The sequence below is a fragment of the Phycicoccus sp. CSK15P-2 genome (assembly GCF_016888005.1).
Lineage (GTDB): Bacteria > Actinomycetota > Actinomycetes > Actinomycetales > Dermatophilaceae > Phycicoccus.
Window position 1 is genome coordinate 1 of record NZ_JAFDVE010000007.1, and the last position, 23,487, is coordinate 23,487.

The window sequence follows — 23,487 nt, forward strand, 5'->3', positions numbered from 1 at the left end:
CGGGGGCCCCCGCCGCCACCCCCGCCCCGCCCCCCCCCCCCCCGCCCGCACGTGTGTGAACACGCCGCACCTTCCGCGGCGTGTTCACACACGTTCGCGGAGGTCGGGCGGGAAGTTCAGCGGGAGGCGAGGAAGCGGCCCGCGACCTCGACGAGACGGTCGTTCGCCTCCGGCTCCGCGATGGTGGCGCGCACGCCGTCGGTGAGGTAGGGCCGGACGGTCAGCCCCTCGGCGTCGCACGCCTGCGCGAACGCCGCGGTGTCCTCGCCGAGGTCGAACCAGACGAAGTTCGCCTGCTGGTCGGGGATGTCCCAGCCCTGCTCGCGCAGCGCGGCGACGACCCGCTCCCGCTCGGCGACGATCTCCTTGACCCGGACGTCGAGCTCGTCGAAGGCGTCGAGCGAGGCGACGGCCGCGACCTGGGCGAGCGAGCCGACCCCGAACGGCAGCGCGGCCTTGCGCAGCGCCTCGGCCACCGGCTCGTGCGCGACGGCGTACCCGACCCGCAGCCCGGCGAGGCCGTACGCCTTGGAGAACGTGCGCAGCACGACGACGTTGGGGCGGGCCGCGTGGACGGCCAGCGCGTCCGGGGCGTCCGGGGCGTCGACGAACTCGAGGTACGCCTCGTCGATGACGACGAGGACGTGCGGCGGCACGCGGTCGAGGAAGGCGTCGAGCTCGGCCGCGCCGACGCTCGTCCCCGTCGGGTTGTTCGGCGTGCACACGAGGACGAGCCTGGTGCGCTCGGTGACGGCGTCGGCCATCGCGTCCAGGTCGTGCCGGGCGCCGGGCGCCAGCGGCACCATGACCGGCACGGCGCCGGCCAGCGTGGTGAGGATGGGGTAGGCCTCGAACGAGCGCCACGCGAAGACGACCTCGTCGCCGTCGTCGCAGGTGGCGCGGACGAGCTGGTCGAGGACGCCGACCGATCCCGGACCGGTGGAGATGCGCGCCGCCGGCACGCCGAGCCGTGCCGCGAGCGCCTCGGTGAGCGCGGTGACCGCCATGTCCGGGTAGCGGTTCAGCCCGGCGGCGGCGTCCCGCACGACGTCGAGCACGGACGGCAGTGGCGGGAAGGGGTTCTCGTTGCTCGAGATCTTGTAGGCGACCAGCCCGTCGCGGAGGGTCGCGGGGCGGCCGGGCGTGTAGGCGGGGAGCGAGCCGAGTGCGGTGCGCAGCCGTACCGGGCCGGCTGCGTGGGCCCCGGGGTCGACGGTCATGCCGTCCACTGTAGGGGCGCCGGCCCGGCCACCGGAGGCCCCCGTGTCATCCCCGACGCGTAGCGTGACGACCATGACCTCGGACGCCACCGACCACCAGCTCGCCGACGGCACCACCGCTCCCCTCGTGGGCTTCGGCACCTACCCGCTCAAGGGTGAGGAGGGCATCACCGCGATGGTCTCCGCGCTCGAGGCGGGCTACCGCTACCTCGACTCGGCGGTGAACTACGAGAATGAGGCCGAGGTGGGCGAGGCGCTGCGCCGCAGTGGCGTCCCGCGCGAGGAGGTCCGCCTCGCGACCAAGATCCCCGGCCGCTTCCACGCCCGCGAGCTGGCCCTCCAGTCGCTGCAGGACTCCGCCGACGCCTTCGGGGTCGAGCGCATCGACGTCGCCCTCATCCACTGGCCCAACCCCAGCCGGAACCTGTACGGCGAGGCGTGGTCGGCGCTCGTCGAGGCCCAGCAGGAGGGCCTGGTCGAGACCATCGGCGTCAGCAACTTCACCGAGGCCCACCTCGAGCGGGTCATCGCCGAGAGCGGCGTCACCCCCGCTCTCAACCAGGTCGAGCTGCACCCGATGTTCCCGCAGGACGAGATGCGCGCCGTGCACGCCCGGCTCGGCATCCTCACCCAGGCGTGGAGCCCGCTCGGCAAGCGCCAGGCGCCGTTCGACGCCGAGCCGGTCGTCAGGGCCGCCGACGCCCACGGCGTCACACCGGCGCAGGCCATCCTCCGGTGGCACGTCCAGCTCGGGTCGATGCCGCTGCCCAAGTCGGCGACCTCGGATCGGCAGCGCACGAACCTCGAGGTCACCGGGTTCTCGCTGACCGACGACGAGCTCGCCGCCATCTCAGGGCTCGCCCGCGCCGGCGGTCGGATCTCCGGGAGCGACCCGGACAGCCACGAGGAGATGTAGCGGCGGACGGCCGCCGTCCCGGCACCGGCTCCGCACGGCGGGCTCACGGCCGCCGCCCAGCCGGCCGTGCCAGACTGGCCGCGTGATGAACTTCCTTCTCCGAGTCGGGATCAACGCGGTCGCCCTCTGGGTCGCCGCTCTCGTGGTCTCCGGGGTCGACCTCGCCGAGGACGAGGCACGCTGGCCGGCCAAGGTCGTGACGATCCTGCTCGTAGCGCTGCTCTTCGGGCTGGTCAACGCGGTCATCAAGCCGATCGTGAGGTTCTTCTCGTTCCCGTTCGTCATCCTCACGCTCGGGCTGTTCACGTTCGTCGTCAACGCGTTCATGCTCCAGATCACCGAGTGGCTCAGCGACGCCGTCGGCCTGTCGTTCGGCATCGACGAGTTCTTCTGGGACGCCGTGCTCGCCGCCGTCGTCATCACCCTCGTGTCCTGGGTGCTGAGCATCTTCCTCGACGAGGACTGACCAGGTGCGCGTCCTCGTCTCCGGCGGCGCCGGTTACATCGGGTCCCACACCGTCGTCCAGCTGGTCGCGGCCGGGCACGACGTCGTCGTCGTCGACTCCTTCGCCAACGCCAAGCCCACGGTCGTCGGACGCATCGAGCACCTCACCGGGCTGCCCCTCGACCTGCGCTCGTTCGACCTCACCGACCAGGACAAGACCGAGCACCTCTTCGCGCACGAGCCGTTCGACGCGGTCATCCACTTCGCCGGGCTCAAGGCCGTCGGCGAGAGCGTCGAGAAGCCCCTGGAGTACTACGAGAACAACCTCGGGTCGACCTTCTCGCTGGTGCGGGCGATGCGCCGGCACGGCGTGAAGCGGATGGTGTTCTCGTCGTCGGCCACGGTCTACGGGGCCGAGGCGCCGGTGCCGATGCACGAGGACCTGCCGACGTCCGCGACCAACCCCTACGGCTGGACGAAGGTGATGCAGGAGCAGATCCTGCGCGACGTCGCCGCGGCCGACCCCACGTGGCGGATCGCCCTGCTGCGCTACTTCAACCCGGTGGGGGCGCACGCCTCCGGGACCATCGGCGAGGACCCGTCCGACGTGCCGAACAACCTCATGCCGTACATCGCCCAGGTTGCCGTGGGGCGGCGCGACCGGCTGCGGGTCTTCGGCGACGACTACGACACGGTCGACGGCACCGGCGTGCGCGACTACATCCACGTCGAGGACCTCGCCGCGGGGCACGTCGCGGCGCTGCACCGGCTCGGCGAGACCGACGCCCCGGTGTCCACGTGGAACCTCGGCACCGGCCGCGGCACCTCGGTGCTCGAGCTGCTGCACGCCTTCGAGCGCGCGTGCGGCCACGAGCTTCCCTACGAGGTCGTCGACCGCCGTCCGGGCGACATCGCAGCGTCCTACGCCGACCCGACCCGCGCCGAGGCCGAGCTGGGCTGGCGGGCAGAGCGCACGGTCGACGACATGTGCGCCGACACCTGGCGCTGGCAGTCGCAGAACCCGAAGGGCTACCCGGACGCCTGACCGCCGGACGCCGTCTCGCCCCGTCGCCCCACCCGCCTCACCCCTCCCAACATTTCGGGGTCACCCCGAAATGTGCGCGAGACAGCGGTTCCGAGCCGGTGTCTCGCAGACGAACCGGGGTCTCAGCCGGGCAGGGGCTGGTTGATCCGCAGCAGGTTGCCCGCGGGGTCGCGGACCGCGCAGTCGCGCACGCCGTAGAACTGGTCCATCGGCTCCTGGATCACCTCGGCGCCGGACGCCCGCACGTGCTCGAAGACCGCGTCGACGTCCGCACAGGTGAGGACGACCGGTGTGAGCAGCCCCTTGGCGAGCAGGGTGTCGATCGAGGCGCGGTCCTCGTCGCTCGTGTGCGGGCCGCCGCCGACCGACTGGACGGTCACCACGAGGTCCGGCTGCGCGGGCGGGGTGAGGCTGAGCCAGCGGAACTCGCCCTGCGAGTGGTCGCCGACGACGGTGAAGCCGAGGACGTCGCGGTAGAACGCCAGCGCCTGCTCGTGGTCGTCGACCACGAGGAACACGTTCGCGACGGCGAGGGTCGAGGTGGCCGGAGGAGTCGTGGTGTCCATGCCGCGAGGCTAGGCCCGGGACGCGGCCGCCCGCTTCTCCGAACGTGACCGTTCGCGGCGCGGACGGTCGACCTCCTTGGCGACGCACGACGGGAGGGCCGCGGCGGTGGCGTGCTCCGCGGCGCGGAACGCGCTCGGGGTCGTCCCCATGAGCTCGGTGAACCGGCTGCTGAACGACCCGAGCGAGGTGCATCCGACGGCCACGCACGCGTCCGTGACACTGACGTCGCCACGCCGCAGGAGGGTCGCGGCGCGCTCGATGCGACGCGTCATGAGGTGCTGGTAGGGCGTTTCGCCGTAGGCCTCGCGGAACATCCGGTGGAAGTGTCCGGGCGACATCAGCGCCTCGGCCGCGAGCGCGGGAACGTCGAGCGGCTCGGCGTAGTCGCGGTCCATCCGGTCGCGCGCCCGGCGGAGCCGGACGAGGTCATCCCGCTGCATGGCGTCAGTGTGCCAGCGCTCACACCGCCAGGACGGGTCGATGTCCGGGGGTCCCGCCACACACGACTACGACGGCGTGTAGTTTTTACTACGTCACGTCGTAACAGCTCGTCCGGACCGCAGGAGCGCTGATGGGATCCTCGCTCGACGTCGCCCGGTGGCAGTTCGCCATCACGACCGTCTACCACTTCCTCTTCGTGCCGGTGACGATCGGCATGTCCGCCGTCGTCGCGTACTTCCACACCCAGTGGGTCCGCACCCACCGGCCGGAGTACTACCGGCTCACGAAGTTCCTCGGGAAGCTCTTCCTCATCAACTTCGCCCTCGGGCTGGTCACCGGCATCGTCCAGGAGTTCCAGTTCGGGATGAACTGGTCGGACTACAGCCGCTTCGTCGGCGACATCTTCGGCGCGCCGCTGGCGTTCGAGGCGCTGCTCGCGTTCTTCCTCGAGTCGACCTTCCTCGGCGTGTGGATCTTCGGCTGGGGGCGCATCCCGGAGAAGCTGCACGCGAGCACGATGTGGCTGACCCACATCGGCACGGTGCTGTCCGCCTATTTCATCCTCGCCGCGAACTCCTTCATGCAGAACCCGGTCGGGTACCGCTTCAACCCCGAGACCGGACGCGCCGAGATGGCCGACTTCGTCGCCGTGCTGACGAACAAGGTGCAGCTCGTCACCTTCCCCCACGTGCTGTTCGGCTCCTACATGGTCGGCGGCGCGGTCGTCATGGGCGTCGCCCTCTGGCTGCTGCGCCGCGACGCCGGCACCGACGACGAGCCGGTCTACCGCAAGGCGGTGCGGGTCGGCGCGGTCGTCTCCCTCGTCGCCTCGCTCGGCGTCGTCGTCTCCGGCGACGTCCAGGGCAAGATCATGACCGAGGTCCAGCCGATGAAGATGGCCGCGGCAGAGGCCCTCTACGAGACCACCGACAACGCGCCGTTCTCGGTGCTGTCGATCGGCTCGCTCGACGGCTCCGAGGCCACCCGGATCATCGAGGTCCCGGGCCTGCTCTCGTTCCTCGGCACCGGCAGCTTCAGCGGCACGGTCGACGGCATCGACGAGCTCAAGGACTCCGAGCGCGCGATGGCCGACGAGGTCGCCGCGCAGTACGGCCCGGACGTCGCCCGCCTCGTCGCGGCCGAGGACTACACGCCGATCATCCCGGTGGCCTACTGGACCTTCCGGCTCATGATGGGCTTCGGCTTCCTCACGATGCTCTTCGCCGGGCTCGCCCTCTGGGCCACCCGCAAGAGCGCCGTGCCGCAGGCCCGCTGGTGGACCTGGGTCGCGGTGCTCACCCCGCTCCTGCCCGTCCTCGCCAACAGCTGGGGCTGGATCTTCACCGAGATGGGCCGCCAGCCCTGGCTCGTCTACGGCCTGATGACGACCGCCACCGGCGTCTCGCCGTCGGTCAGCGTCGGCGAGGTCTGGGTCTCGATGGTCGTCTACACCCTCCTCTACGCGGCGCTGGCCGTCGTCGAGGTCAAGCTCTTCCTCACCTACGTCCGCAAGGGGGCCGAGCCGTTCGTCGACCCGGCCGAGCACGCGGATGCCGACGAGGACGCCCCCCTCCAGTTCGCCTACTGATCACCGGGACGCACACATGGACACTCTGCAGCTCGTCTGGTTCGGCCTCATCGGTCTCCTCTGGGCCGGGTACCTCGTCCTCGAGGGCTTCGACTTCGGGGTCGGTGCCCTCCTCCCCTCGCTCGGCGTCGGCCGCGACGCCGCCGACACCGAGAAGCGCCGCCGCGTCATGCTCACGACGATCGGCCCGCACTGGGACGGCAACGAGGTCTGGCTCCTCACCGCCGGCGGGGCGACGTTCGCGGCGTTCCCCGAGTGGTACGCCACGATGTTCTCCGCCTTCTACCTGCCGCTACTCCTCGTCCTCGTCGCGCTCATCGTGCGCAACATGGGCTTCGAGTACCGGCACAAGCGGGACGACGACACGTGGCGCCGCCGCTGGGACCTCGCGATCATCGGTGGCTCGGTCGCCGCGCCATTCCTCGTCGGCGTCGCGCTGACCAACGTCGTGCGCGGACTGCCCATCGACGCCGACCTCGAGTACACCGGCACGCTGTTCACGCTGCTCAACCCGCTGAGCCTGCTCGGCGGGCTGACCGTGCTCGCGCTCTCGCTCACCCACGGCGCGTTCTTCCTCGCGCTCAAGACCTCCGGCGGTGTCCGCGAGGACGCCCGGAGGACAGGGACGACGCTCGGGCTCGTCACCGCCGGCCTCGCGGTCGTGACGCTGCTCTGGCTGGGCCTCGCGACCGGTTCGGTGTGGTCCTGGGTGACGACGGTCGTCGCGGCCGTTGCACTGCTCGCCGCCATCGCCGCCAACACCAAGGGCCGCGAGGGCTGGGCGTTCACCGGGACGGCCGTCACCGCGGCGACGGTCGTGGCGACGTACTTCCTCGCGCTCTACCCGGACGTCATGCCGACGACCCTCGCCACGGGGCAGTCGCTGACCATCGAGAACGCCTCGAGCAGCCCGCTCACCCTGAAGATCATGACCGGCGCCGCACTCGTCTTCACGCCGATCGTGCTCCTCTACACCGGCTACACGTACTACGCGTTCCGCAAGCGCATCGGAACCCAGCACATCCCGACCGCGGTCGCGGTGAAGTAGCCGCAGGCCCTCCGGTCCGATGAGACCCTTCGACCCCCGCGTCCTCACGGTCGCACCGCAGGCCCGCCGCCCCGTCGCCGTCCTGGCGGCGGTCGGCGTGCTCCAGGGTGCCGCGACGGTCGCGACGGCGTTCGCCCTCGCGGCGCTGGTCGTCGCGGTCGTCGACGACGGCGGGCTCACCGGGCCGGCGGCCTGGCTCGCGGGTCTGCTCGCGGTCCGGGGGGGGCTCGGCTGGGCCGCCGAGCGGGTCGCGGCGTGGGCCGGGGTCGAGGTCACCGCCGCGCTGCGCAGCGCGCTGCTCCGCCGGTGGCTCGCGGTCCCCGCGGAGGAGCGCCCGGACCCGGACCGCGGGGCCACCCTCGCCGCCCAGGGCGTCTCGGCGGTCGAGCCCTACGCCGCACGGTTCCTGCCCGCGCTCGTCGCCGGTGCGGTCGTACCTGTGCTCGCGGTCGGTGCGCTGCTGTGGGTCGACCCACTGAGCTCCCTCGTCGTCGTCCTCACCCTCCCGCTGCTGCCGCTGTTCGCCGCGCTCATCGGTGCCACGACCCGGGACGAGACCGAGCGCCGGTGGCACGCGCTCAGCTCGCTCGCCGGGCACTTCGTCGACGTCATGCGCGGTCTGCCGACACTCGTCGGGTACGGACGGGCCGAGCGGCAGGTCGAGGTCGTCGCCGAGGTCAGCCGCCGGCACCGGATGGCGACCATGCGCACCCTGCGCCTCGCGTTCATGTCGTCGGCCGCACTCGAGCTGCTCGCGTCCATCTCGGTGGCCGTCGTCGCCGTCACCGTCGGGCTGCGGCTCACGCACGGCACGGTGGGTCTGGAGACCGGGCTGCTGGCCATCCTCCTCGCCCCGGAGGCGTACTGGCCGATCCGGCGGGTCGGGGCCGAGTTCCACAGCGCCGCCGACGGCGCCGAGGCCGTGGCCGCCGTCCTCGACGAGCTCGCCACCGACTCCCCCCGGGCCTCCACCCCCGCAGAGGACGTGGGGGTGCGGATGAGCGGGGTCACCTACACCTACCCCGGCTCGGCGTCCCCCGTCCTCGTCGACCTCGACCTCGAGGCCGGCCCGGGGCTGACGGTCCTCACCGGCCCGTCGGGCGCGGGGAAGTCCACCGTCCTCGAGCTCCTCGCCGGGCTGCGCACCCCGACCCGCGGCACGGTGGCCGCGGGCCGGTCCCACCTCGTGTCCCAGCGACCCTTCCTACCCGCCGGGAGCCTCCGGGACGCCGCGCGGCTCGGGACCGGCGCCACCGACGACGCGCTGTGGGAGGCGCTGCGGCGGGTCGGCCTGGACGGCGTCGTCGCCGGGCTCCCCCGGGTGCTCGACACCCCGCTCGGGGACGACGGCATCGGGCTGTCCGCGGGGCAGCGGGCCCGGATGGCCATCGCCCGCGCGACGCTCTCGACCGCGCCGGTGCTGCTCGTCGACGAGCCCACGGCCCATCTCGACGACGCCGCGAGCGAGCTCGTGCACGACCTCCTCGGCGAGCTCGCCGAGCGGCGCACCGTCGTCGTCGTGACCCACCGGCCGGGGCTCGCCCATCGGGCCGACCGGCACGTCGTCGTCAAGGCGACCGGGACGGCGGTGCACGGATGAACGCCACGACCGTCGTCCGGCCGACCCGCGCCACCGTCGCCGGCGGCCTGCTGGGCGGTGCCGCGACCAGCGCCGGGATCGCCCTGACCGCGACGTCCGGCTGGCTCGTCGTGCGGGCCGGCGAGCGGCCGGTCATCCTCACCCTGCTCACCGCGATCGTCGCCGTCCGCGCGTTCGGGACGGCCCGGCCGTTCTTCCGCTACCTCGAGCGGCTCGTGTCGCACGACGCCGCGCTCGCCGACCTCGCCGAGCGCCGCAGCGCGGTCTACGCGGCGCTCGTGCCGCTCACCCCGGCCCGGCTCGGGCGGCGGTCCCGCTCGGCGGTGCTCACCGGGGTGGTGGACGACCTCACCGACGTCGTCGAGGCGCAGGTCCGGGTCACCGTGCCGCTCGTCTCGAGCACGCTCGCCGGGCTCGGCGCCGCCGTCCTCGCGGCGTGGTTCGCGCCCGCCGTCGGGGTCGTTGTGTCCGGGCTCCTCGTCGTCCTCGCGGCCGGGTGCCCCCTCGCGTGGTGGGTCGAGTCCCGCTCGCGGGACGAGCTGCTCGCGGCCCGCGCCGAGACGGCGCGGGTCGGCGACCTCGTCGCCCGGCAGGCCGGCGAGCTGCGGGCCATCGGGGCCGAGGAGACCGCCCTCGGCTGGCTCGACGACGCGCACGCGACGTGGCGGGCCGCGGTCCGGCGACAGAGCCGGGGCCGGGCGCTCGTCGCGGCCCTCGTCCTGCTGGGCACGGCGGCGGCGACCGTGACGGCGGCGCTCGTCGTCGACCCCGCGGTGACCGGCGCCCCGGTCGCCGCGCTCCTGGTCCTCGTACCGGTGGCCGTCGGCGAGGCCCTCGCGCCGCTCGTCGACACGATGCGCGCCCTGGCCCGCGCCCAGGGCAGCCGGGCCCGGCTCGACGCGCTCCTCGACCAGCAGCCCGCCGTGCACGACCCGGAGCCTTCTGCCCACCATCCGGAGCACAGGTACACATGCTCCGCGAACCGGGCCACGGGGACGGACGCGGGGGCAGCACGCCTGCAGCACGGCCCGGCGGTGCGGCTCGAGGGCGCGTCCGCCTCCTGGACCGGCGGCCCCGAGCAGCTCGCCCCGACCGACCTCGACCTCGGATCCGGGCGGCAAGTCGCCGTCGTCGGCCCGAACGGCTCGGGCAAGAGCACTCTGCTCGCCGTCCTCGCCCGCCACCTGGACGTCGCCCGCGGCCGGCACACCGTCGACGGCACCGACGTGCGCGACCTCCCCCTCGCCACGACGCGCGCGGACGTCGCCGTCGTCGACGACGAGCCCCACGTCTTCGCGTCCACGCTCGGCGAGAACCTCCGCCTCGCCCGTCCCGGCGCGACCGACGACGACATCCGGCGGGCCCTCGCTCTCGCCGGCCTGGGCGCCTGGACCGACGCCCTGCCCGACGGTCTCGACACCCGCCTCGGCAGCGGCGGCCGTGGCCTCTCCGGCGGAGAACGCACCCGTCTCGGGGTGGCTCGTGCCGTCCTCGCCGACCGACCCGTCATCCTGCTCGACGAGCCCACCGCCCACCTCGACCATCCCACCGCCGCCGCCGTCATGGACGATGTCCTCGACGCGACCCGCGGGAGGACCGTGGTCCTCGTCAGCCACAGACCCGAGGCGACCGACCGCCTCGACGCCGTTCTCGACCTCGGTGCCCCCTCGCCGGGCACCCACCAGTAAGGAGCAGCCATGCCGCATTCGACCTCGTCACCCCGTCTCGGCGACCTCGAGCGGGTCGTCATGGAGCGGCTGTGGGACGCCGGCAGCACGGACGGCGCGACGGTCCGCGAGGTGCACGAGGCCCTCGAGCGCGACCGCGACATCGCCTATACCACCGTCATGACCGTGCTGGACCGGCTCGCGAAGAAGGAGCTCGTGACTCGCGAGCGGGAGGGGCGCGCTTGGCGCTACTTCCCCGCCGACTCGCGGGAGGCCCTCACGGCCCGGACGATGCGGCGCACCCTCGACGACATGGCCGTCACCGACCGCCGGTCCGCCCTGCTGCACTTCCTGGACGGCGCGAGCACCGACGAGATCGCCGACCTCAAGGCCGCGCTCGCGGAGGTCGAGGCCCGTGCCGGCTCCGCGGACGCCGGTCGCCCGCGGCGGCGTGGAGGCCGGCACCGCTGACGGCTTGCGGCGCACCTGTCACGATGGCCTCGTGGTCCCGCTCGTGCTCGCCGGGCTGGCCGTGATCCTCGTCTGGGTGGCGCCCGGCGTCATGGCCGGGCGGGCCGCGTTGCGCCGCGTGCCCCGTGCGGCGCTCGTCGCGTGGCAGGCCGTCTCGCTCGGGGGTCTGCTCTGCGCGCTCGTCGTCGCTCCGGCGGCATTGCCCACGGCCCTGCGCGGGGACGACGTGCGCGACCATCCCTGGCTCACCGGGCTGGCGCTGTGCATCACCGCCGTGGTGCTCGCCCGCGTGCTCGTGTCCGGACACATGGTGGGCACCCGGATCCGCGCGATACGTGCCGACCATCGCGAGCTCGTCGACATCATCGGGGACCGCGAGCGCGAGGGGCTCGTCGTCCTCGAGCACCCGACGCCGACGGCCTACTGCATCCCCGGGCGTGGTCACCGCGTCGTCCTGACCCGCGGTGTGCTCGACGCCCTGCCCGAGGACCAGCTGAGCGCCGTGGTCGCCCACGAGCGCGCGCACCTGCGGGCCCGGCACGACCTCCTCCTGGAGTTCTTCACCGTGCTGCACGAGTCGGTGCCGGGGCGACTGCGCTCGGCCTCGGCGCTCGCGGAGGTGCGCCTGCTCGTGGAGGCCCTGGCGGACCGTGCCGCGGTCCGTCGCAGCGGTGAGGTCGCGACGGCGCGTGCCCTCGTCGCGATCGCCGAGGGGCGCGTGCCGGACGGTGGGACGATCGCCGGGGCCTCGGCACCCCTGCGCATGCGCCTGCTGGTCGCCGGGGACCGGCCGGGCCTCGCACTCGCCGCCTACGGGGTCGCGCTCACCGCCCTCGTCGTGCCGGTGGCGCTGCTCGTCCTGGCCTGGGCCTGAGCGCGGCGCCCGGGGACCCCAGGGCTCGCGTCGCTCGGGGTCCCGGGGGTCACTCCTTGGCCCAGCTGGGTGGGGGCGGCGGAGGAGGAGCGGTCGGCGGGGCGGGCGGAGGCGCCGCGTCGTCCGGCAGGTCCGGACGGGCCACGTCCGCGGGCGACCCGGGGGCCGGCGGTGGCGGGACGTCACGGGCCGGCATGGCCCCAGCCGGAGCAGGCGGTGCTGCGGGCGGAGGCGGTGGGGTCGTGCCCGCAGGAGGCGGGGGTGCGGCGCCCGCCGGCCCTGGTGGCGGTGGCGGTGTGCCGTAGGGCTCGGCCGGGGCGACCGTGAGCGGGCCCAGCCGGCCGGCCTGCTCGAGCTCGCGGAGCGTGGTCATCACGCGCTCGCGGTCCTCGGCGGAGACGGGGCGGCCGGTGGCCTCGAGCCAGGTGAGGACACCGAGGTCGCGCAGGGCGCGGTCGCCACCCATCCCCGGGACGTTGACCCCCGCGTTGCTCATCGCGACGTCCGCCTTGGCCGCGAGGTCGTTCGCGGCGGCCTTCGCACGGTCGAAGAGGCTCATCCGGGTCCTCCCTGGTCGCTCCCTGGTGGTCCTTCGGAACCATAGTCGCGGGCCGTCCGTCGGTTCTAGCGTTGGACGCCGACGGGTGCAGGGGCACCCACCCACGGAAGGTGACACCCATGACGATCCACGGTTCGCTGTTCCAGGACTTCCGCGAGAAGGAGACCCAGGACCCGTTCGCGCTGCAGAACAAGAAGCTGCTGCGCATCGACATGCGCTACGGGCCGGTGCAGGCGAAGACCGGGTCGATGGTCGCCTACCAGGGGGACGTCCGGTTCCAGAACAAGGGCTCCGGCGGGATGGGAAAGTTCCTCAAGTCGGCGATGACCGGCGAGGGCGTGCGGATGATGGAGTGCACCGGCAGCGGGGAGCTGTTCGTCGCCGACGAGGCCGCCGAGGTGCAGGTCATGTACCTCGAGAACGACATGGTCTCGGTCAACGGCAACAACGTGCTCGCGTTCTCGAGCTCGATCCAGTGGGACATCCACCGCATCCAGGCCCGCGGCGGGATGATGACCGGCGGCCTGTACAACGTCTCGCTCCGCGGCACGGGGTACGTCGCCGTGACGACCAAGGGCGACCCGGTGGCGCTGGACGTCGCGTCCTCGCCGACCTACGCCGACGCCCAGGCGGTCGTGCTGTGGACCTCGGGTGTCTCGATAGACGTCCGGGTCGACACCGGCGGTCTCGGCTCGATGATCCGCGGTGGCACCGGGGAGCTGCTGCAGATGGCGTTCGGCGGGCAGGGGTACGTCCTCGTCCAGCCGGCCGAGAACGTCGCCGACGGTGGCCACCAGAACGGCGGTGGGAACAAGGGCGGCGCCGGCGGCATGCTCGGCGAGTTCCTCGGCGGCTGACGGCCACGACAGGGCGCCGCCGGACGGTGGTCCGGCGGAGCCCCGCCCGCCGGGCTGGGGGCCGGCGAGCGTGGGCCGGGCGGACCGGACCGGTCAGGCGCCAGCCCGCGGACGAGCGCGGACGAGCCGTACCGCGCCCACGGCCATCACGGATGCCCCCAGCACGCCGGCCGGCGCGAGGATCCGGGGCCCACCGCCGACGACGTAGGCGAGGACGAACACGAGATAGCCCGCCCACGCGACAGCCAAACCCCGCAGCAGGTCGGGCAGCCGATCGCTGCGCCAGCCGGAGACGACGAGGACGAGCGAGCCGAGCACGGCCGGACCCGCGCTGAGGCCGACCGCCTCGCCAGGCGTCGGCGCCATCGGCGCTCCACCGCTCGCCAGGGCGGTCACCCACGTGGCGACGAGCACTGTGGCGGCCAGGACGAGCAGCGCGTACTGCCCGACGTTCCGTGCGGTGCGGTGCACGATCATCCCCTCGTCAGTATCGGCCATGAGACGCATCAGCAGTCCTTGTTCCAGGCCCACGCGGACCCACCAGAACCATAAACCCGCATCGTGTGCGTGGTCTGGCACGCGACCTCCGCCACCGCCGTCGGACACGATTCTCTCCGGCTATCGGAACCTCGACCGGCCACCCGAGGGTCTCCCCACCAGGACGGGCCGTCGCCCCGGACACGTCGTGGGCCAGAATGCTCGGCATGACGGCACAGGTGACCGGCACCGACATCCTCGACGTCGCGCGCGAGCAGGTGCTCGAGCGCGGGGTCCCGCTGACCCAGGAGCAGGTGGTCGCGGTCCTGCGCACCGGCGACGACCGGCTGCAGGACCTCCTCGCCCTCGCCCACGAGGTGCGGATGAGGTACCAGGGCCCGGCGGTCGAGGTCGAGGGCATCGTGTCGCTCAAGACCGGCGGGTGCCCCGAGGACTGCCACTTCTGCTCGCAGTCCGGTCAGTTCACCTCGCCGGTGCGCTCGGTGTGGCTCAACATCCCCGAGCTCGTCCGCGCCGCGAAGCAGACCGCCGAGACGGGGGCGTCCGAGTTCTGCATCGTCGCGGCCGTGCGCGGGCCGGACGAGAGGCTCATGGAGCAGATGCGCGAGGGCGTCGCCGCGATCAAGGCCGCCGTCGACATCGAGGTCGCCGCGTCGCTCGGGATGCTCACCCAGGAGCAGGTCGACGACCTCGTCGACATGGGTGTGCACCGCTACAACCACAACCTCGAGGCCGGACGGTCGTACTTCCCGCAGGTCGTGACCACGCACTCCTTCGACGAGCGGCTCGAGACCTGCCGGATGGTCAAGGAGTCGGGGATGGAGCTCTGCTGCGGCGGGCTCGTCGGGATGGGCGAGACGATCGAGCAGCGCGCCGAGCTCGCCGCCCAGCTGGGCGAGCTCGAGCCGCACGAGGTGCCGCTCAACTTCCTCAACCCGCGCCCCGGCACGCCCTTCGGCGACCTCGAGCCGATGGACTCCTCCGACGCGTTGCGCACCATCGCGGCATTCCGGCTCGCCCTGCCTCGCACGATCCTGCGCTACGCCGGCGGCCGCGAGCTCACCCTCGGCGACCTCGGCACCCGCGACGGGCTGCTCGGCGGCATCAACGCCGTCATCGTCGGCAACTACCTCACGACGCTGGGCCGTGACCCGTCCGAGGACCTCGCGCTGCTCGACGAGCTCGAGATGCCGATCAAGGCGCTCAACGAGACCCTCTGAGCGGCAGTCGTGTTCGCTGACGTGGACCCGGACGGGCCGGTCGCCCGGGGTGACGGCCCGGGCGTCTGGTGCGGGCAGTGCGGCACGGAGCTCGCCGGTGGCGACCACGCCCGATGCGCCGCCCGGGCCGCCCTCGAGCCGCCGCGGTACTGCATGCAGTGCCGACGCCGGATGCAGGTCCAGGTGACGCCGGGCGCGTGGACGGCGACGTGCAGCCGGCACGGCAGCGTCGAACGCTCCACCTGGTCCTGACCCGGGCCGCCCCGGCGACGCCGGCCCACCGACGGGGACGGTTCAATGGGGCGGTGACCCCGGACGAGCTGATCGCCTACGACCGCGACCACGTCTGGCATCCGTACTCCTCGGCGCTCACCCCGGGCGACGCGTACGTGGTCGAGTCGGCCGAAGGCGTCCGGCTGCGGCTGCGTGACCCGGACGGCGGCATCCGGGAGGCCATCGACGCCATGAGCTCGTGGTGGTGCGCCGTCCACGGCTACCGCGTGCCCGAGCTCGACGCCGCCGCCCGCGACCAGCTGGGGCGGATGGCCCACGTCATGTTCGGCGGGCTGACCCACGAACCCGCGGTCGGCCTGGCCCGTCGCCTCGTCGACCTGGCACCCGACGGGCTCGAGCACGTGTTCCTCGCCGACTCGGGCTCGGTGTCGGTCGAGGTCGCCATGAAGGCCGCCCTGCAGTTCCATCTCGCCGCGGGCCGGCCACGTACCCGCTTCTTCACCGTCCGCGGCGGCTACCACGGCGACACGTTCAGCCCGATGTCGGTCACCGACCCGGTGGGCGGGATGCACAGCCTCTTCCGCGGCCTGCTGCCCGAGCACGTCTTCGCACCCCGCCCGCCGGCCGGCGACGACCTCTCCGAGGACGACCCCGCCCTGCTCGCCTGGGAGCAGGACACCCGGGTGCTCTTCGCCGAGCATGCCGACGACATCGCCGCCGTCGTCGTCGAGCCGGTGCTCCAGGGCGCCGGCGGGATGCACGTGTACCCGCCGCGTGCGCTCGCCGTCCTGCACGAGCTCGCCCGCGAGCACGGCGCGCTCGTCGTCCACGACGAGATCGCCACCGGCTTCCACCGCACCGGCCCGCGCTGGGCCGGCGACCGCGTCGCGACGACCCCCGACATCCTCTGCGTCGGCAAGGCCCTGACCGGCGGCTACCTCACCCTCGCCGCGATGCTGTGCACCCGCGATGTCGCCGAGGGTGTGAGCCGCGGCGAGGCCGGCGGGCTCATGCACGGCCCGACCTTCATGGGCAACCCGCTGGCCTGCGCCGTGGCGAACGCCAACCTCGACCTCCTCACTGCCCGGGACACTCCCGGCGAGGTGGCCCGGGTCGAGACCGCCCTGCGCGCCGGGCTCGCCCCCGCCCGCGACCTCGCGTCCGTCACCGACGTCCGCACCCTCGGCGCGGTCGGCGTGTTGCAGCTGCGCGAGCCGGTGCGGGTCACGGAGGTCACCGCGGCCGCGCTCTCCCGGGGGGTGTGGGTGCGCCCCTTCCGCGACCTCGTCTACACGATGCCGCCGTACGTGACGTCCGACGACGACCTCGCCACGGTGACCGCCGCGCTCGTCGGCGCCGTCGCCGACGTCCACGGCTGAGCCCTCCTCCTGCCGGCGACCGGGCCGGACGGTGCCCCCCTCTGGCACCGACCGGGTCGTGGCAGGATCGGACCCCATGACCCGGCCGCTCGACTGGATGAGGGACGCCGCCGCCGCCCGGGAGGCCGCGGGGCTGGTCCGACGACTCTCGGTGACCACGGCGCACGACGTCGTCGACCTCGCGGGCAACGACTACCTCGGCCTGCGGCACCACCCTGCCGTCGTGGCGGGCGCCGTCGCCGCCGCCGAGACCTACGGCGCGGGCGCGGGCGCGTCCCGCCTCGTCACCGGCACCCTCGACGTCCACGACGAGCTCGAGCGGGCGCTCGTCGGGCTCACCGGCGCGCCGTCGGCGCTCGTGCTCTCCAGCGGCTACCAGGCGAACCTCGCCGTCGTCGCGGGCCTGGCGGACGCCGGCACCCTCGTCGTCAGCGACGAGCACGCGCACGCCTCGCTCATCGACGGCTGCCGGCTCTCCCGGGCGGCGGTCAACGTCGCCCGGCACAACGACGTCGACCACGTCGCCGAGCTCCTGGCCCGCCGCGACGTCCCCCGGGCCGTCGTCATCGCCGAGTCGGTCTACTCGGTGCTCGGCGACGCCGCACCGATCGAGGACCTCGTCGCCCTGACCGCCGAGGCAGGGGCGCTGCTCGTCGTCGACGAGGCGCACGCGCTCGGTGTCCTGGGGCCGGACGGTACGGGCCTCCTCGCGGCGGCAGGCGCCCTCGGCGCCGAGCACGTCGTGGCCACGGGAACCCTCTCGAAGTCGTTCGCGGCCCAGGGAGGGGTCGTCCTCGCCGACCCGGTCGTCCGCGACCACCTCGTCAACACCGCGCGTCCGTTCGTCTACGACACCGGCCTGGCCCCCGCGTCCGCCGGGGCGGCGCTGGCCGCCGTCGGCGTGCTCCGCGAGCACCCGCAGCTCCTCGCGCTGGTGCACGCGAACGCCGCCCGGCTCGCCGAGGCCTGCGGCATCCCCGTCCCGGTGGCGGCCGTCATGTCGGTCGAGATGCCCGGCCCGCACGAGACGGTCGAGGCGGTCGAGCGCGCCCGGGCCGAGGGCGTCCGGATCGGGGCCTTCCGCCCGCCGTCGACCCCGGACGGATCCTCGCGGCTGCGGCTCACCGCGCACGCCGACCACGGGCCGGACGACCTCGAGCGCGCGTGCGCCGTGCTCGCCGACCTCGTCCCCGCACGGGTCTGACAGCACGCCTCGTCCGATGTCCGACCCCCGCGCGCTGCCGTCCGTCGTCCTCGTCACGGGGACCGGCACCGGTGTCGGCAAGACCGTCGTCACTGCGGCGCTCGCCGCGCTCGTGCGTGGGCGCGGCAGCACCGTCTCGGTGGTCAAGCCGACCCAGACCGGGCTCGCCCCCGGCGAGCCGGGGGACGTCGACGACGTCCGCCGACTGGCCGGCGAAGACCTGCCCGTCCACGAGCTCGTCCGGCTCCGCGACCCCCTCTCTCCCGAGGCCGCGGCCCGGCGCGAGGGCGTCCCGCTGCCACCGGTCGCCGTGCACGCCAAGCGGATCGGCGAGATCACCGCGCAGGCTGACATCACCCTCGTCGAGGGAGCGGGCGGCCTGCTCGTCCGGCTCGACTCCCGGGGTGGAACGCTGGCCGACCTCGGGACCGCGCTGCGCTACAAGGGGGTGTCCTGCGGGGTCGTGCTCGTCGCATCGGCGGGGCTCGGCGTGCTCAGCACCGCCGCACTCACCGCCGAGGCGCTCGCGGCCCGCTCGCTGCCGCTGCTGGGGGTCGTCGTCGGGTCCTGGCCGGACACCCCCGGGCTCGCCGAGACCGAGAACCTGTACGACCTGCCCCGGGTCACCGGTACGCCGCTCTGGGGACGCGTCCCGGAGGGCGCCGGCCGGATGGACGCCGCGTCGTTCACCGCGGCCGCGCCCTCGTGGTTCGACATCGCCTGACCGACCGCCGTCACCGCTCGGCTCAGGACCATCCCGTCGGCTCAGGGGTCCATACCCACCTGAGCCGACGGGATGGTCCTGAACACGGTGAACGGGGCTGCAGGCCGTCCGCGAGGATGGAGGCATGAGCCAGCGCCGCTACCGCGTCACCACCGTCTGCCACGGCAACATCTGCCGCTCCCCCATGGCGGAGATGATGCTCCGCGAGGCGCTGGAGGATGCCGGTCTCGGCGACCGGGTCGACGTCGACTCGGCGGGCGTCTCCAGCGAGGAGCTCGGCCACGGGATGGACCACCGCGCACTCGAGACGCTGCGCCGGCACGGGCATCCGGACGTCGGCTGGTCGGCGCACACCGCCCGGCAGATCGACGCCGAGTGGCTGGGCGACGCCGACCTCGTCCTCGCCGCCGACCACCCGCACGTCGCCCGGCTCGAGCAGCTGGCGGGCTCGCCCCAGGACGCGCGCAAGGTCGCCCTCATCCGCTCCTTCGACCCCGCGTCGGCCGCCGAGGGGGACCTCGGGATGGCCGACCCCTGGTGGGGCGACGACACCGACTTCGACGAGACCCACGCCCAGATCGCCGCCGCGCTGCCCGGGATCGTCGAGCACGTGCGCGGCGCCCTCGACGGCCACTGAGGCGGACGCGCGGCGGTGCCACACGGGCGCTCTGGGACACTGGGGCCATGACGAGCACGACCGACGCCGCGACCGGCCTCTCGCACGCCGCCAGCCTCGCCGACATCGAGCCCGCGATCGCGCTCGGCGCCCTCGACGGCCGCTACCGCGGGGTCGTCGCACCGCTCGTCGACCACCTCTCCGAGCCGGCCCTCAACCGGGCCCGCATCCACGTCGAGGTCGAGTGGCTGATCCACCTCACCGAGCGCGAGGTCGTCCCCGGCGTCCGCCGCCTCACCGGCGCCGAGAAGGCCGCGCTGCGCGAGGTCGTCACATCCTTCGGTGCCGAGCAGATCGACGAGCTCGGCGACATCGAGCGGGTCACCCTCCACGACGTCAAGGCCGTCGAGTACCTGCTCAAGGGCCGGCTGCGCGACATCGCACCGGCCCCGGAGGACACCGGACTGGCCGAGCTCGTCCACTTCTGCTGCACGAGCGAGGACATCAACAACCTCTCGTACGCCGTGATGGTGCGCGGCGCGGTCCGGGACGTCTGGCTGCCACGGGCGGGCGCGCTCGTCGAGAAGCTGACGGCCATGGCGCGCGAGCTCGCCGACGTCCCGCTCCTCGCCCACACCCACGGCCAGCCGGCCACGCCGACGACGATGGGCAAGGAGCTCGCGGTCCTCGCGTGGCGGCTGCGGCGGCAGCTGTCCCGGGTCGACGACGCCGAGTTCCTCGGCAAGCTCAACGGCGCCACCGGCACGTACGGCGCACACCTGGCTGCGGTGCCCGGCGCCGACTGGGAGGACGTCAGCCGGTCGTTCGTCGAGCACCTCGGCCTCACCTGGAACCCCCTGACGACGCAGATCGAGAGCCACGACTGGCAGGCCGAGCTCTACGCCGACCTCGCGCGGTTCAACCGGGTACTGCACAACATGTGCACCGACGTCTGGTCCTACATCTCGATGGGCTACTTCGCGCAGGTCCGCGGGCAGGGGACGGTGGGGTCGTCGACGATGCCGCACAAGGTCAACCCCATCCGCTTCGAGAACGCCGAGGCCAACCTCGAGGTGAGCAACGCGCTCTTCGACGTCCTGTCCGCGACGCTCGTGCAGAGCCGTCTGCAGCGCGACCTCACCGACTCCTCGATGCAGCGCAACATCGGCTCGGCCTTCGGGCACAGCCTGCTCGCCATCGACAACGCCCACCGGGGCCTCGACGGCCTGGACGCCGTGCCGCAGGCCATGGCCGCCGACCTCGACGCCAACTGGGAGGTGCTCGGCGAGCCGGTGCAGTCGGCGATGCGGGCCCTCGGCGCACAGGGTGTCCCCGGGATGGAGGAGCCGTACGAGCGGCTCAAGGAGCTCACCCGCGGCCGACGGATCGGGCAGGACGACCTCGTCGAGTTCGTCCGCGGGCTCGGCCTGCCGGCGGAGGTCGAGGAGCGGCTCGTCGCCATGACCCCCGCCTCGTACGTCGGGCTCGCCCCGGAGCTCGTCCGGCACCTCCCGTGACCCCGTGACCCCCCCCCACCACTCGGCCCCTCCCCCACCGCCCCCTCCGGAACGTGGTGGGAGGTGAGGGGATGAGGATCGTGCTCGCCGACCTCGACGACCCTCGGGTGGCCGCTCTCGTCGCCGAGCACCTGGCCGAGATGGAGCCCACCGCACCGGCCTGCAGCCGGCACGCCCTGAGCCTGGACCAGTTCGCCGACCCCGCCGTGCGCTTCTGGGTGGCGGAGGCCGGGGCGGCGCTCGTCGGGTCCGTCGCCCTCAAGGACCTCGGCGGTGGCCATCTCGAGCTCAAGACGATGCGCGTCGAGCCGTCGATGCGCGGCACCGGGCTCGGCCGACGGCTGCTGCAGCACGCCCTGGATGCCGCGCGCGCCGCGGGTGCCGTCCGGGTCAGCCTCGAGACCGGCTCCGGCGACGTCTTCGTCCCGGCCCGCGGGCTGTACCGCGCGCACGGGTTCACCGACTGCGAGCCCTTCGGCGACTACCGCCCCGACCCCCACAGCACCTTCCTGGCCCTGTCGCTCCGACGCCACCCCTGACCGAGGCTCCCGCCACATGACCTCGAGCGCGTCGGTTGCCGAGCAGGTCGCCCTCCGCGTCGCGTCGAGGCCCTGCCCGTCGGCCGTTCGACGAAACCCCCGGACGGCACACGTCCGACTCCGGGAGACTGAGCGCATGCACCACGGGGGTTTCGGCGCCACGAGTCGGCGCGCCATCGTCGCTGCCGGCCTCGCCGCAGCCCTCCTGCTCGGCGGCTGCGGCGTTCCCGACCGGCTGGGGTCCGTCGCCCGAGCGCTGCGCGGTGGCGGCACTCCGGTCGACCCCCGGACGGTGCTCTCGCAGATGCAGGACGCTGCCCTCCGGGGCGGGAAGGTCGAGTTCCAGCTGGACGGAGAGCTGGCCACGGGCGGTGGCTACCTCGACCCTCGCTCCGGTGCTCTCAAGGCGGACGTGTGGCTGCCGGACGTCGGGGACCTCGAGTTCCTCCTGCTCGACGGGCACGCCTACCGCAAGGACGGCGATCCGTGGGACGCCGACTGGTACGAGCTCGACGCGCGCGACCTCCCGGCCATGGTCGAGGTCGACCCGGCGATCCTCGCCGACATCTGGTCCGAGGAGCGGGTCCTGGCCACCGCACTCGAGGACTACGTCGAGGCCGGCATCGAGCTGCGGCGCGTGCGCCTCGTCTTCCCCGACCCTCCGAGGCAGGAGCCGGGGGAGGACTCCGGCGACCGGGAGGTGCCGACGATCACCCGGGACCTCCACCTCGACACCGAAGGACGGCCCCGCCGGATCGACATCTGGTACGACCGCACCAAGGTCGAGACCATCCGCTATCACGAGTGGGACGCGGCGGTCGAGATCGTCGCTCCCCCACTCGCGCCCGTCCCCTCCTAGCCCCGGCGGCCTCCACCCGCGAACGTGGGTGAACCCGCCGCGGAAGATGTGGCGTGTTCACGGACGTCGTAGAGGGTGAGGCGGTGACTATCGTGCTCGCCGACCTCGACGACCCTCGGGTGGCCGCTCTCGTCGCCGAGCACCTGGCCGAGATGGAGCCCACCGCACCGGCCTGCAGCCGGCACGCCCTGAGCCTGGACCAGTTCGCCGACCCCGCCGTGCGCTTCTGGGTGGCGGAGGCCGGGGCGGCGCTCGTCGGGTCCGTCGCGCTCAAGGACCTCGGCGGTGGCCATCTCGAGCTCAAGACGATGCGCGTCGAGCCGTCGATGCGCGGCACCGGGCTCGGCCGACGGCTGCTGCAGCACGCCCTGGATGCCGCGCGCGCCGCGGGTGCCGTCCGGGTCAGCCTCGAGACCGGCTCCGGCGACGTCTTCGTCCCGGCCCGCGGGCTGTACCGCGCGCACGGGTTCACCGACTGCGAGCCCTTCGGCGACTACCGCCCCGACCCCCACAGCACCTTCCTCACCCTCGCCCTCCGCGAACGTGGGTGAACCCGCCGCGGAAGGTGCGGCGGGTTCACACACGTTCGCGAGATGTCGGGGGATGGGGATGGGGGACGCGTGACGTGACAGGCTGGGGGGATGGCGACGACTGCACCCCGGCCGGTCGACCGCGACGACCTCGACGGCATCGCGTCCGCGCTGCCCGAGGTCGTCCGCGAAGGCACCGAGGAGCATCCCGCCTACAGCATCGGCGGCAAGAAGTTCGTCCTGTGGCGTGGCCCGCGCAAGGACGCCGTCGACGACTCCACGGGTGAGCCGATGCCCGACGTCATCGCCATCCGCACGCCGGGCGAGGAGGACAAGCAGGCGATCCTGCAGCTCGGGGCCCCGTGGTTCACCACGCCGCACTTCGACGGGTACGCGTACGTCCTCGTCCGCGAGCGTGACCTCGGGGCGCTCGACTACCTCGAGCTCGCCGAGATCGTCACCGACGCGTGGGCGACGGTCGCCCCGAAGAAGCTCGTCACCCGCCATCTCGGCTGACCAGGTCGCCGGTCATACCCCGCAGGGGTATCGTGGAGGGATGACGACGACCGCCGACGAGACCTCCACCCCGCCGGGCTACTCCGACACCAAGGAGGCCCAGCTGAAGCGACTGCGCCGCATCGAGGGCCAGGTGCGCGGTATCGCCCGGATGGTCGAGAACGACACGTACTGCATCGACGTCCTCACCCAGGTGAGCGCCGCGACCCGCGCCCTTCAGGCGGTGAGCCTCGGCCTGCTCGAGGAGCACGTCGCGCACTGTGTCGTCGACGCCGCGCGCGAGTCCGACGAGGCCGCGGCGGTCAAGGTCGACGAGGTCGTCGCCGCCGTGACCCGACTCGTGAGGAGCTGAG

Annotated in this window: 27 protein-coding genes; 22 read left to right on the top strand and 5 right to left on the bottom strand. The window is 73.5% G+C overall.

Annotation, left to right across the window (positions count from 1 at the left end):
* Nucleotides 1–116 precede the first annotated feature (116 nt).
* On the bottom strand, nt 117–1,220 hold the full coding sequence (hisC, locus tag JQN72_RS03820) for a histidinol-phosphate transaminase (RefSeq protein WP_204133841.1): 1,104 nt from the start codon (nt 1,218–1,220) through the stop codon (nt 117–119).
* A gap of 73 nt (nt 1,221–1,293) precedes the next feature.
* Between hisC and JQN72_RS03825 the strand changes: the two genes are divergently transcribed.
* From JQN72_RS03825 to galE, 3 genes are all read left to right on the top strand, one after another.
* On the top strand, nt 1,294–2,136 hold the full coding sequence (locus JQN72_RS03825; RefSeq protein ID WP_204133842.1) for an aldo/keto reductase: 843 nt from the start codon (nt 1,294–1,296) through the stop codon (nt 2,134–2,136).
* Between the two features lie 85 nt (nt 2,137–2,221).
* Nucleotides 2,222–2,602 (top strand): phage holin family protein, encoded by a 381-nt coding sequence (locus tag JQN72_RS03830; RefSeq protein WP_239100085.1) that lies wholly within the window; start codon nt 2,222–2,224, stop codon nt 2,600–2,602.
* A 4-nt stretch (nt 2,603–2,606) separates the two neighbouring features.
* On the top strand, nt 2,607–3,626 hold the full coding sequence (gene galE, locus JQN72_RS03835; RefSeq protein ID WP_204133844.1) for a UDP-glucose 4-epimerase GalE: 1,020 nt from the start codon (nt 2,607–2,609) through the stop codon (nt 3,624–3,626).
* Nucleotides 3,627–3,748: 122 nt separating this feature from the next.
* On the opposite strand, the gene JQN72_RS03840 is transcribed toward galE, so the two are convergent.
* Both JQN72_RS03840 and JQN72_RS03845 read right to left on the bottom strand, forming a co-directional pair.
* Nucleotides 3,749–4,192: a VOC family protein gene (locus tag JQN72_RS03840; RefSeq protein WP_204133845.1), complete on the bottom strand. Its 444-nt coding sequence runs from the start codon at nt 4,190–4,192 to the stop codon at nt 3,749–3,751.
* Between the two features lie 9 nt (nt 4,193–4,201).
* Nucleotides 4,202–4,633 (bottom strand): helix-turn-helix transcriptional regulator, encoded by a 432-nt coding sequence (locus tag JQN72_RS03845; protein ID WP_204133846.1) that lies wholly within the window; start codon nt 4,631–4,633, stop codon nt 4,202–4,204.
* 131 nt (nt 4,634–4,764) lie between these two features.
* On the opposite strand from JQN72_RS03845, the gene JQN72_RS03850 reads away from it, so the two are divergent.
* The 6 genes from JQN72_RS03850 to JQN72_RS03875 are packed head-to-tail and all read left to right on the top strand — an operon-like array spanning nt 4,765 to nt 11,882.
* On the top strand, nt 4,765–6,222 hold the full coding sequence (locus JQN72_RS03850) for a cytochrome ubiquinol oxidase subunit I (protein WP_204133847.1): 1,458 nt from the start codon (nt 4,765–4,767) through the stop codon (nt 6,220–6,222).
* A gap of 16 nt (nt 6,223–6,238) precedes the next feature.
* Nucleotides 6,239–7,270: a cytochrome d ubiquinol oxidase subunit II gene (gene cydB / locus JQN72_RS03855; RefSeq protein ID WP_204133848.1), complete on the top strand. Its 1,032-nt coding sequence runs from the start codon at nt 6,239–6,241 to the stop codon at nt 7,268–7,270.
* A gap of 19 nt (nt 7,271–7,289) precedes the next feature.
* Complete coding sequence (gene cydD / locus JQN72_RS03860; RefSeq protein ID WP_204133849.1) at nt 7,290–8,870, top strand: thiol reductant ABC exporter subunit CydD; 1,581 nt, start codon at nt 7,290–7,292, stop codon at nt 8,868–8,870.
* Nucleotides 8,867–10,558 carry a thiol reductant ABC exporter subunit CydC gene (gene cydC / locus JQN72_RS03865; RefSeq protein ID WP_204133850.1) on the top strand — a complete coding sequence of 564 codons (1,692 nt, stop codon included), beginning with the start codon at nt 8,867–8,869 and terminating at the stop codon, nt 10,556–10,558. The genes cydD and cydC overlap by 4 nt, the downstream gene beginning before the upstream one ends.
* Nucleotides 10,559–10,567: 9 nt before the next feature.
* Nucleotides 10,568–11,008 (top strand): BlaI/MecI/CopY family transcriptional regulator, encoded by a 441-nt coding sequence (locus JQN72_RS03870; protein WP_204133851.1) that lies wholly within the window; start codon nt 10,568–10,570, stop codon nt 11,006–11,008.
* A gap of 31 nt (nt 11,009–11,039) precedes the next feature.
* A complete protein-coding gene (locus tag JQN72_RS03875) occupies nt 11,040–11,882 on the top strand; it encodes a M56 family metallopeptidase (RefSeq protein ID WP_307812407.1) in 843 nt (280 codons plus the stop codon).
* A 49-nt stretch (nt 11,883–11,931) separates the two neighbouring features.
* Here JQN72_RS03875 and JQN72_RS03880 read toward each other — a convergent pair whose 3' ends face one another.
* On the bottom strand, nt 11,932–12,441 hold the full coding sequence (locus tag JQN72_RS03880) for a hypothetical protein (protein ID WP_204133852.1): 510 nt from the start codon (nt 12,439–12,441) through the stop codon (nt 11,932–11,934).
* Between the two features lie 119 nt (nt 12,442–12,560).
* Here JQN72_RS03880 and JQN72_RS03885 point away from each other — a divergent pair, with 119 nt between their 5' ends.
* Nucleotides 12,561–13,298 (top strand): AIM24 family protein, encoded by a 738-nt coding sequence (locus tag JQN72_RS03885; protein ID WP_204133853.1) that lies wholly within the window; start codon nt 12,561–12,563, stop codon nt 13,296–13,298.
* A gap of 93 nt (nt 13,299–13,391) precedes the next feature.
* Here JQN72_RS03885 and JQN72_RS03890 read toward each other — a convergent pair whose 3' ends face one another.
* Nucleotides 13,392–13,796: a hypothetical protein gene (locus JQN72_RS03890; RefSeq protein ID WP_204133854.1), complete on the bottom strand. Its 405-nt coding sequence runs from the start codon at nt 13,794–13,796 to the stop codon at nt 13,392–13,394.
* 206 nt (nt 13,797–14,002) lie between these two features.
* Here JQN72_RS03890 and bioB point away from each other — a divergent pair, with 206 nt between their 5' ends.
* From bioB to JQN72_RS03950, 12 genes are all read left to right on the top strand, one after another.
* Nucleotides 14,003–15,016 (top strand): biotin synthase BioB, encoded by a 1,014-nt coding sequence (bioB, locus tag JQN72_RS03895; protein ID WP_204133855.1) that lies wholly within the window; start codon nt 14,003–14,005, stop codon nt 15,014–15,016.
* 9 nt (nt 15,017–15,025) lie between these two features.
* The gene (locus JQN72_RS03900) at nt 15,026–15,268 is read left to right on the top strand and encodes a hypothetical protein (protein ID WP_204133856.1); all 243 of its coding nucleotides are present in this window, start codon (nt 15,026–15,028) and stop codon (nt 15,266–15,268) included.
* A gap of 53 nt (nt 15,269–15,321) precedes the next feature.
* Nucleotides 15,322–16,629 (top strand): adenosylmethionine--8-amino-7-oxononanoate transaminase, encoded by a 1,308-nt coding sequence (locus JQN72_RS03905; RefSeq protein WP_204133857.1) that lies wholly within the window; start codon nt 15,322–15,324, stop codon nt 16,627–16,629.
* Nucleotides 16,630–16,705: 76 nt separating this feature from the next.
* Nucleotides 16,706–17,833, top strand: a complete 1,128-nt coding sequence (locus JQN72_RS03910) for an 8-amino-7-oxononanoate synthase (RefSeq protein ID WP_204133858.1) — start codon at nt 16,706–16,708, stop codon at nt 17,831–17,833.
* Between the two features lie 16 nt (nt 17,834–17,849).
* Nucleotides 17,850–18,557, top strand: coding sequence for a dethiobiotin synthase (bioD, locus tag JQN72_RS03915; RefSeq protein ID WP_204133859.1), 708 nt, complete (start codon nt 17,850–17,852; stop codon nt 18,555–18,557).
* Between the two features lie 124 nt (nt 18,558–18,681).
* Entirely contained in the window at nt 18,682–19,194 is a 513-nt protein-coding gene (locus JQN72_RS03920) for a low molecular weight protein-tyrosine-phosphatase (RefSeq protein ID WP_204133860.1), read from the top strand.
* Between the two features lie 47 nt (nt 19,195–19,241).
* A complete protein-coding gene (gene purB / locus JQN72_RS03925; RefSeq protein ID WP_204133861.1) occupies nt 19,242–20,690 on the top strand; it encodes an adenylosuccinate lyase in 1,449 nt (482 codons plus the stop codon).
* A gap of 71 nt (nt 20,691–20,761) precedes the next feature.
* A complete protein-coding gene (locus tag JQN72_RS03930) occupies nt 20,762–21,229 on the top strand; it encodes a GNAT family N-acetyltransferase (protein ID WP_204133862.1) in 468 nt (155 codons plus the stop codon).
* A gap of 136 nt (nt 21,230–21,365) precedes the next feature.
* A complete protein-coding gene (locus JQN72_RS03935) occupies nt 21,366–22,088 on the top strand; it encodes a hypothetical protein (protein WP_204133863.1) in 723 nt (240 codons plus the stop codon).
* Nucleotides 22,089–22,171: 83 nt separating this feature from the next.
* Nucleotides 22,172–22,639, top strand: coding sequence for a GNAT family N-acetyltransferase (locus JQN72_RS03940; RefSeq protein ID WP_307812408.1), 468 nt, complete (start codon nt 22,172–22,174; stop codon nt 22,637–22,639).
* A gap of 90 nt (nt 22,640–22,729) precedes the next feature.
* Complete coding sequence (locus JQN72_RS03945; protein ID WP_204133864.1) at nt 22,730–23,134, top strand: hypothetical protein; 405 nt, start codon at nt 22,730–22,732, stop codon at nt 23,132–23,134.
* Between the two features lie 40 nt (nt 23,135–23,174).
* Complete coding sequence (locus JQN72_RS03950; protein ID WP_204133865.1) at nt 23,175–23,486, top strand: metal-sensitive transcriptional regulator; 312 nt, start codon at nt 23,175–23,177, stop codon at nt 23,484–23,486.
* Nucleotide 23,487: the final 1 nt, after the last annotated feature.

Coding starts and splice junctions, on each gene's coding strand:
- hisC (WP_204133841.1), bottom strand. CDS start 1,220: ATGACCGTCGACCCCGGGGCCCACGCAGCCGGCCCGGTACGGCTGCGC.
- JQN72_RS03825 (WP_204133842.1), top strand. CDS start 1,294: ATGACCTCGGACGCCACCGACCACCAGCTCGCCGACGGCACCACCGCT.
- JQN72_RS03830 (WP_239100085.1), top strand. CDS start 2,222: ATGAACTTCCTTCTCCGAGTCGGGATCAACGCGGTCGCCCTCTGGGTC.
- JQN72_RS03840 (WP_204133845.1), bottom strand. CDS start 4,192: ATGGACACCACGACTCCTCCGGCCACCTCGACCCTCGCCGTCGCGAAC.
- JQN72_RS03845 (WP_204133846.1), bottom strand. CDS start 4,633: ATGCAGCGGGATGACCTCGTCCGGCTCCGCCGGGCGCGCGACCGGATG.
- JQN72_RS03850 (WP_204133847.1), top strand. CDS start 4,765: ATGGGATCCTCGCTCGACGTCGCCCGGTGGCAGTTCGCCATCACGACC.
- cydB (WP_204133848.1), top strand. CDS start 6,239: ATGGACACTCTGCAGCTCGTCTGGTTCGGCCTCATCGGTCTCCTCTGG.
- cydD (WP_204133849.1), top strand. CDS start 7,290: ATGAGACCCTTCGACCCCCGCGTCCTCACGGTCGCACCGCAGGCCCGC.
- cydC (WP_204133850.1), top strand. CDS start 8,867: ATGAACGCCACGACCGTCGTCCGGCCGACCCGCGCCACCGTCGCCGGC.
- JQN72_RS03870 (WP_204133851.1), top strand. CDS start 10,568: ATGCCGCATTCGACCTCGTCACCCCGTCTCGGCGACCTCGAGCGGGTC.
- JQN72_RS03880 (WP_204133852.1), bottom strand. CDS start 12,441: ATGAGCCTCTTCGACCGTGCGAAGGCCGCCGCGAACGACCTCGCGGCC.
- JQN72_RS03885 (WP_204133853.1), top strand. CDS start 12,561: ATGACGATCCACGGTTCGCTGTTCCAGGACTTCCGCGAGAAGGAGACC.
- JQN72_RS03890 (WP_204133854.1), bottom strand. CDS start 13,796: ATGGCCGATACTGACGAGGGGATGATCGTGCACCGCACCGCACGGAAC.
- bioB (WP_204133855.1), top strand. CDS start 14,003: ATGACGGCACAGGTGACCGGCACCGACATCCTCGACGTCGCGCGCGAG.
- JQN72_RS03910 (WP_204133858.1), top strand. CDS start 16,706: ATGACCCGGCCGCTCGACTGGATGAGGGACGCCGCCGCCGCCCGGGAG.
- bioD (WP_204133859.1), top strand. CDS start 17,850: ATGTCCGACCCCCGCGCGCTGCCGTCCGTCGTCCTCGTCACGGGGACC.
- JQN72_RS03920 (WP_204133860.1), top strand. CDS start 18,682: ATGAGCCAGCGCCGCTACCGCGTCACCACCGTCTGCCACGGCAACATC.
- purB (WP_204133861.1), top strand. CDS start 19,242: ATGACGAGCACGACCGACGCCGCGACCGGCCTCTCGCACGCCGCCAGC.
- JQN72_RS03930 (WP_204133862.1), top strand. CDS start 20,762: ATGAGGATCGTGCTCGCCGACCTCGACGACCCTCGGGTGGCCGCTCTC.
- JQN72_RS03935 (WP_204133863.1), top strand. CDS start 21,366: ATGCACCACGGGGGTTTCGGCGCCACGAGTCGGCGCGCCATCGTCGCT.
- JQN72_RS03945 (WP_204133864.1), top strand. CDS start 22,730: ATGGCGACGACTGCACCCCGGCCGGTCGACCGCGACGACCTCGACGGC.
- JQN72_RS03950 (WP_204133865.1), top strand. CDS start 23,175: ATGACGACGACCGCCGACGAGACCTCCACCCCGCCGGGCTACTCCGAC.